Source organism: Clostridium sp. CAG:221, assembly GCA_000435835.1.
In the GTDB taxonomy this organism is placed as follows: Bacteria; Bacillota; Clostridia; order Clostridiales; family Clostridiaceae; genus Clostridium.
The window spans coordinates 1-8,106 of record FR883422.1; the positions used below are offsets into that span (position 1 = coordinate 1).

The window sequence follows — 8,106 nt, forward strand, 5'->3', positions numbered from 1 at the left end:
TTATTTAATTATGGTAGACAAGGATACATTACAAACATATAAGTATTCTTCAACAGGAGAAATTACACCATTTATTAGTGATTAAAAATAGAATTATTAAATATTAAAAATTAAAAAATATATATTAATAAACAAAAAGAGTGGGACTGTATCAAAATAATATTTGATACAGTCTATAAAAAAGGGAATTCGTGTTTGAATTCCCTTTTTAGATATAATATTATTTATACTAAGCAATAAATAATTATTTTTAAATCATTAAAATAAACTTATAATAGTATAGCAGACAAGTTGTAATTAATTATCTTAATTTAAATTAAAGAAAGGAAGAATATAGTGGATATAAAAGAAGTTTTAAATGGCAATATATTTAAAGTTTGGGCTAAATTCATTATAGCATCTGTTGTTGGGGTTGTCTTAAATACAATTTATACAATGGTAGATGGAATATTCATAGGTCAAGGTGTTGGTGAAGTAGGACTTGCAGGTGTAAATATAGCTTGGCCAGCAGTAACGCTTGTTGTAGGTATAGGACTTATGATAGGAATTGGTACAAGCAGCATAATTGCTATTTATATGGGGAAAGGAGAAAATAAAAAGGCTGAAAAAGTATTAGGTACAGGTGTTACTTTAATTGTATGTATTGGTGTAGTAGTAACAATCTTAGGTTTATTATTTAGAATGCCAATAATAAAACTATTAGGGGCAACAAGTGATACTTTAGAAAGTGCATTAGATTATTACACAATAATATTTATAATTGCAGTGCCATACATATTTGCTACAGCATTAAATCCTATAGTTAGAACTGATGGAAGACCTGATTTATCAATGATAATGATAGGTATAGGGGCTATAGCTAACATAGTATTAGACTGGATACTTGTTATGAAGCTAGGTTTTGGTGTTAAAGGAGCTGCTATTGCAACAAGCGCAAGTATACTAATATCAATGAGTGTATCTTTATATCATTTTATAAAAGGTAAAGCTACTATTAAGGTTAAAAAAGAAAACTTAAAAATTCATATGGAAATAGTAAAAAGAATACTTAAGATAGGTTTTGTAAGTTTCGCAATACAGATTTCATATGGAATTATTTTATTAACACAAAATAGAACTATGTTTACTTATGGAAGTACTATTGATGTGGCAATATATACAGTTGCTACATATATAAATTGCTTTTTAGTAAATACATGTATGGGTATAGCACAAGGATTACAACCATTAATAGGTTATCATTATGGAGCTAAGAAGTTTGAAAGAATGAAAAAACTTGTTTATATTACAATAAGTATATGTATAGTATCTGGTATATTAATTTATATATCAATACTACTTTTTGGTAGAGAAATGATTGCAATTTTTGGAGTGAGCAGTGAATATATTGAATCTGCTTATGAAATGATAAGAATTTACTGTATAGGTAGTCCAGCCATAGGAACTATCTTTACCATTAGTGGATATTATCAAGCTATAGGCAAAAATACATATGCTAATATAATATCAATAGGAAGAGGCTTTGTTTTTCAATTTATCTTTACATTAGCTTTACCTCCATTTATAGGCACAACAGGAGTGTTTTTATCATTACCTTTAGCAGAATTAATAACTATGATGATAATTGTAGCAATTATAATTATTGATAGAAAAAATAGCAGTTTAGAATTAATAGAAAATTATTAAGTTAAATGACTGGTTTGAATTAAAATTTCCAACCAGTCATTTATTTATAATAAAAGAGAATAGAGAAATATAATGACTTATACAACTTTACTAAAAGTAATATGATAAAATTTAGATTATATTTTAAATTATTGGATGGTGAAAGATGATAAAAGAAGGATTATATGAACAAATAATAAATGAAGAAATACTGGAAAACTTAAATAAGTTAGATAAAGAAAAATATATAATTGATAAAGAAAAACTTGATAATGAAGAAGCTAGAGCCATATTGGCTCAATACATAGAATCAGTAATAAGGAAAGCATTAAATTATGTAAGAGATAAAGTTAAGGAAGATAATGAAAAACTTCTTAAGCAAATAGAAGCATGTAATAAAATAGTTTACATATTAAGTGAAGTGTCCAATGAAGATGATATTAAAAAATATAAAATAAGTGAAAATGGAGAAATGCTTACAGCTCTTTATTCTAAAATAAATAATAAAAGAGCAATATCTAAAGAAAAAGCCATAAGGCCAGTTACACCAATATCACAAAGTTCGCTTTTTACAGGTGCAACAATGGAACCTAATATGCTAAGTGAACTTAATAAAGAAATCCTTTCATGTGATTCAATAGACTTACTTGTGTCCTTTGTTAAATGGAGTGGAATAAGATGTTTAATTGAAAGTTTAGAAGAAGCAGCTTTAAATGGCAAAAAGATAAGAATAATAACAACATCATATATGGGAGCTACAGATGAAAAAGCCATATATGAATTAGCAAAATTACCTAATATAGAAATTAAAATTTCTTATGATACAGAAAGAACAAGACTTCATGCTAAGGCGTACATGTTTAAAAGAAATACAGGTTTTACTACAGCTTACATTGGTTCCTCCAATATATCAAATGTTGCTTTAACTTCAGGATTAGAATGGAATATTAAAATTACAGAACAGGATTCTTTTGATATAGTTAAGAAGTTTGAAGCTACTTTTGAAAGTTATTGGAATGATGGAGAATTTGTTTTATTTACTGGTACAGATGAAGACAAGCTTAAATTAAGAATGGCATTAAGAAAAGAAAATAAGGAAGAGGAAAAAGAAAATAATTTTCTTTTTGATATTAAGCCATATTCTTATCAAAAGGAAATACTAGAAAGATTAGATGCTGAGAGAAAACTATTTAATAAGAATAAAAATTTAGTAATTGCTGCTACAGGTGTAGGAAAAACAGTAATATCAGCATTTGATTATAAAAATTATTGCAAAGAAAATAAAGGTCAGGTAAATAGACTTTTATTTATTGTACATCGTGAAGAAATCTTAAAACAGGCAAGAGATACATTTAGAGCCATTTTAAAGAATAATAATTTTGGTGAACTTATGGTAGGTGGAAAAACTCCAGAAAATATAGATCATTTATTTGTATCAATCCAAAGTTTAAATAGTAAAAAATTATTTGAAGTAACTTCAGAAGATTATTATGATTTTATAATAGTAGATGAGTTCCATCATGCAGCAGCACCTTCATATCAAAAGCTTTTAAGTTATTATAAGCCTAAGATATTATTAGGACTTACGGCTACACCAGAAAGAAATGATGAAAAAGAAATCTTTTCATATTTTGAAGATAGAATAGGTGCTGAAATCAGACTACCAGAAGCAATAGATAGAAAGCTTCTTAGTCCATTTCAATATTTTGCAGTTACAGATAATATTGATTTATCAAAGGTCAAATGGACTAGAAAGGGATATGATATAGCAGAACTTAGTAATGTTTATACTAATGATGATTTAAGAGTTTCTCAAATAGTTAATAGTTAAATAAATACATTACTGATATAAATGAAATTATAGGATTAGGTTTCTGTGTAAGTATAGAACATGCTATTTTTATGGCTAAAAGGTTTAATGAACTTAATATACCATCAATAGCTTTAACATCAAAAAGTACTATAGAGGAAAGAAATAAAGCTAAAGAAAATTTAGTAAATGGTACTATTAAATTTATTTTTGTGGTTGACCTTTATAATGAAGGGGTAGACATACCAGAAGTAAATACTATTCTTTTCTTAAGGCCAACAGAAAGTCTTACTGTATTCCTACAACAATTAGGAAGAGGATTAAGATTAAGTGAAGGTAAGGAATGTTTAACTGTCTTAGATTTTGTAGGGCAAGCACATAAGAATTATAATTTTGAAGAAAAGTTTAGAGCACTCATTGGTAAGAGCAATAGATCTGTAAAAGATAATATAGAAAATGGATTTTTATCTTTACCTAAAGGGTGTTATATTCAATTGGAAAAGCAGGCCAAGGAATATATTTTAAGAAATATAAAATCCTCAGTAAATAATAAAAATAAAATAATAAATCTTTTAAGAAATTTTAAAAATGAAAGCTTTGCAGAACTTACCTTGGAAAATTTCTTAAATCATTATGAATTATCATTAGTAGACTTTTATGGTAAATCAGGAGATAGAAGTTTTGCAAGAATGTGTGTAATGGCAGGGGTTAAAGAAGATTTTAATGAGGAAAATGAATTTGAAATAACAAAGAAGCTAAGAAACTTATTCCATATAAATTCAAGAAGATTAATAGAATTCTTCAATAAGATTATTGATGAAGAAATTGATATTTATAATGTAAATAATGAAGAAAAATTAATGTTGAATATGATGTATTATACTTTTTATAATAACTGTCCAGAAAAAGAAAACTTAAATTCACTACAGGAAGGTTTAGAAAGACTTTTAAAGAATAAAACTATGATGGCAGAAGTTAAGGAAATATTAAAATATAATTATCATAAATTAGGATTTGTGGACAAAAGAGTTGAACTTGGATTTGATTGTCCTATGGATTTACATTGTAATTATACAAGAGATCAAATAATGGCAGCTTTAGATTATTTTAATGGAGAAAAGAAACCAGCTTTTAGAGAAGGAGTAAAATATTTTGCAGATAAAAAACTAGATGTATTCTTTATAACCTTAAATAAAAGTGAGAAAGATTTTTCACCATCTACTTTATATGAGGATTATGCTATAAATGAAAAGCTATTCCACTGGCAAAGTCAAAGTACAACTTCTGTAGAAAGTATTACAGGAAAAAGATATATTAATCATAAAAAAGAAAACTCTAAAATAGTACTATTTGTAAGAGAAAATCAAAAGGATAATGGAATAACCTCTTCATATACTTATTTAGGATTAGCAGAATATAAAAGTCATATGGGAAGTAAACCTATAAGTATTACTTGGCAGTTACAAGAGGAAATCCCTAGCTGGATGATTAATAAGGCAAATAAGAGCATTGTAATATAATTTATATAAATATTAGAGTATAGAAAATGATAAATACGTCAAGAAATAAAGAAGATATATTAAGAAAGCGAGATACGAAATGATAATTGAAATTATAATTTTATTCATTATATCTTTTTTAATAAAAAAGAAGTATTTAGATAAAGGAAAACTTGGGGAAAGAAGTGTTGCAAAAAGACTAAAAAGATTAGATAAGAATAAATATAAAGTAATTAATGACGTAATATTAAAAACTTCTAGAGGTACAAGTCAAATAGATCATTTAGTAGTATCAAATTATGGAATATTTGTAATTGAGACTAAAAATTATCAAGGGTGGATAGTAGGGAGTGAAAATGCTGATAATTGGCAACAAATAATATATAACAAAAAGAACTTTTTTAGAAATCCTATTAAACAGAATTATGGTCATATTAAAGCAATAGAGGAAAATTTAAAAGTAAATAATAAGATTGAATATATTTCCATTATTGTCTTTATGAATAGATGTGATTTAAAAGTTAACACTACAACACCAGTAGTATATGTTTATGACTTATTAAAGGAAATATATAAATATAAAAAGCATGTTCTTTCAGAAGAAGAAGTTAAAATTACATATAAAATGCTTTTAAAAGCAAATAAGAATTCTATGTATATGAGATGGAAACATTTAATTAATGTAAAGAACAATATGAAGAAGTATTGATTTAGCAAACTAATTAATCTAGAATTAATATATTAATATTTAATGCAATAGGAGGTGGAATATGGCGCTATATTTAAATACAAATAGGAATCTTGAAAATTATAAAGAATTGTATAGAAGCAAATATTTTATAGATAAATCATTAATTATAGATAATTTAAACCTAATGTTAAAATTAAGGAAAACTATGCTATATGGGATATACTAAATGAATTAAATGAAAAATTTATATTTATTTTTGATGAGTGGGACTATATATTTAACAGTAATCTTTTTAAGGAAGATCAAAATGAGTTTTTATCATTTTTAATGAAGTTTTTAAAGGATCAGCCATATGTATCTCTTTGTTATATGACAGGAGTATTGCCAATAAAAAAATATTCAAATGGTTCTGCACTTAATATGTTTGATGAATATACATTTTTAAAAGATAGAATATATGATGAATATTTTGGTTTTACAGAGGAAGAAGTATTAGAACTATGTAATAAAAATAAACGAATGGATTTTAAAGAATTAGAAAATTGGTACAATGGCTATTTAACAGCTACTGGAATAAAAATTTATAATCCAAGATCAGTGGTAAAAGCACTTGTTAATAACTATTGTGAAAGTTATTGGACTAATACAGGAGCTATGAATGAAGTGCAGAATATCTTAAATATAACGTTCTAGACATTAGAGATGATGTAATAGCAATGGTTTCAGGAGAAGAAATTGATATTATTATTAATGAAGAATATAGAGCAGGCCAAGGAGCACCAAGAAATAAAGAAGAAATATATTCTGCTATGATAGTGTTAGGATTTTTATCTTATTATGATGGCTATTTAAAAATTCCCAATAAAGAGCTTATGCAAGAATTTGAGAAAGCTTTAAAAGATGAATCTTTTGGCTATAAGAAATAAGGCATTTGCAGATTTTACATTCCATCCAAGAAGAAAGAATGATACTGCCTTTATAGTAGAATTGAAAAAGGATGAAGATCCTGAAGTTGCAATAAATCAAATAAAAGAAAAAGAATATGTAGAAAAATTTAAGAAGGAAAATAATCATCGTTTAATTTTAGCTGTAGCCATATGCTATGATTCTAAAACAAAAGAACATCACTGTAAAATTGAAGAGTTAAGATAGTAGTAAGCGAATATAAATTAATTATTTAAAATAATAACCTAAATACATTAATAAAATTAATGTGTTTAGGCTAATTTCACAATTAAGAAAAGAGTTGTTCCAGAAGAAAGGCAAAATATAGATGAAGTTTTAATTAGTAAAATAGTAACTATTTTTAGGAATTATAAAGGAAAAGGTAAAGCAAGTACAAATTCTGCTGGCTGGGAAAGAAATGTAGGAAAGCATTTTAGAGAGTTATTAAGCAAGAATCCAGAATTTTGGAGTACAACAAATGTTGAAAGAATAAAAAGAGGATTAGTTCCAGAAGTAGACGAAAAATTTATTGAGTTTTTTCCACAATATAAGGATTGCTTAGGAAGTAAGTTGGTTCAACATCATATAGGAGGAGGGTTACAAGCAGTTGCTGTTCCACAAAATTTACATGAAGGATTTGGAGGAATGCATAATATAGAAAAAGAATTCAGAATTAGAAACAATGATTATTTGACGTATATTGCAGAGGTTCTATTTGAAGTTAAAGAGGGATATAAATGATGGAAGCAAATGAATTTAAAAAAATGGAATAAAGAAATCAGTCAGTTGGTAGATTATGATGAAAGTAAAGTTAACAGTTTAGGAATACCTGATAAGGATAAGAAATTTTTAATTGAAAGTTGATTACCAGAATCAGCAGCACCGTTTATGAATTTTGAAACAATTGATAATGGTGCATTATTAAAATTAAATGAAAAATTTAATATAGATATAGAAGAGAATTATATTTATATTGGATTTACTGGAGAAGGGGATATTTTAGCACTTGAGAATGATACAGGTAGTGTTGTTTGTATTAATCATGAGAATTTAGAGAAGATGTACATAAATAATACAGTATCTCAGCTAGCTGAAAGTTTATTAGAATATGAAAAGTTTATTCAAGAAATAAATACTAACAATGGTGAATTTGCCTATGTAGATAAAGAATGGAGTTTAGAAGAACTTAATGATATAAAAGAAAAATTAATTTCAATAGATATAAAGAGTCTACAAAAAAATAGCTTTTGGAGTAATGAGTTATCATTATTTAATAATTAAATTTAGAAAAAAGAACACATACTTTATAGAAGATTATAAACATGAAGTATTTCTATATAATAAGAGCAGTTGTGAATTTTTTTGCAACTGTTCTTTTTATAAATTTAAATAATGTTAAAATATTAATGAAAACAATTAAAGACTAGCTCTGTAATATAGTAGGTGTGATGATAAAAGAAGGTTTTGGTCTTATGTCAATATTTTGGACACAAAAA

General features: G+C 26.0%; 4 protein-coding genes and 2 pseudogenes. All 6 read left to right on the forward strand.

Translation table 11 applies throughout. The features are described from left to right. Window positions 1–336 precede the first annotated feature (336 nt). On the forward strand, window positions 337–1,686 hold the full coding sequence (locus tag Q5O44_RS12400) for an MATE family efflux transporter (protein WP_022168750.1): 1,350 nt from the start codon (window positions 337–339) through the stop codon (window positions 1,684–1,686). 145 nt (window positions 1,687–1,831) lie between these two features. Further along, window positions 1,832–4,995, forward strand: a pseudogene (locus tag Q5O44_RS12405) (DUF3427 domain-containing protein). 79 nt (window positions 4,996–5,074) lie between these two features. Continuing rightward, entirely contained in the window at window positions 5,075–5,683 is a 609-nt protein-coding gene (locus Q5O44_RS12410) for a nuclease-related domain-containing protein (RefSeq protein ID WP_022168753.1), read from the forward strand. Window positions 5,684–5,845: 162 nt separating this feature from the next. Further along, window positions 5,846–6,817 (forward strand): annotated as a pseudogene (locus tag Q5O44_RS15275) (AAA family ATPase); the annotation flags it as partial. Between the two features lie 150 nt (window positions 6,818–6,967). Further along, window positions 6,968–7,351 carry a hypothetical protein gene (locus Q5O44_RS12430; RefSeq protein ID WP_302638027.1) on the forward strand — a complete coding sequence of 128 codons (384 nt, stop codon included), beginning with the start codon at window positions 6,968–6,970 and terminating at the stop codon, window positions 7,349–7,351. A 147-nt stretch (window positions 7,352–7,498) separates the two neighbouring features. Further along, window positions 7,499–7,891 (forward strand): SUKH-4 family immunity protein, encoded by a 393-nt coding sequence (locus Q5O44_RS12435; RefSeq protein WP_022168760.1) that lies wholly within the window; start codon window positions 7,499–7,501, stop codon window positions 7,889–7,891. The last annotated feature ends 215 nt before the right edge of the window (window positions 7,892–8,106 follow it).

Bases quoted from the DNA above. Each gene is read 5' to 3' on its own strand.
- Q5O44_RS12410 (WP_022168753.1), top strand. From the start codon at position 5,075: ATGATAATTGAAATTATAATTTTATTCATTATATCTTTTTTAATAAAA.
- Q5O44_RS12435 (WP_022168760.1), top strand. From the start codon at position 7,499: ATGAATTTTGAAACAATTGATAATGGTGCATTATTAAAATTAAATGAA.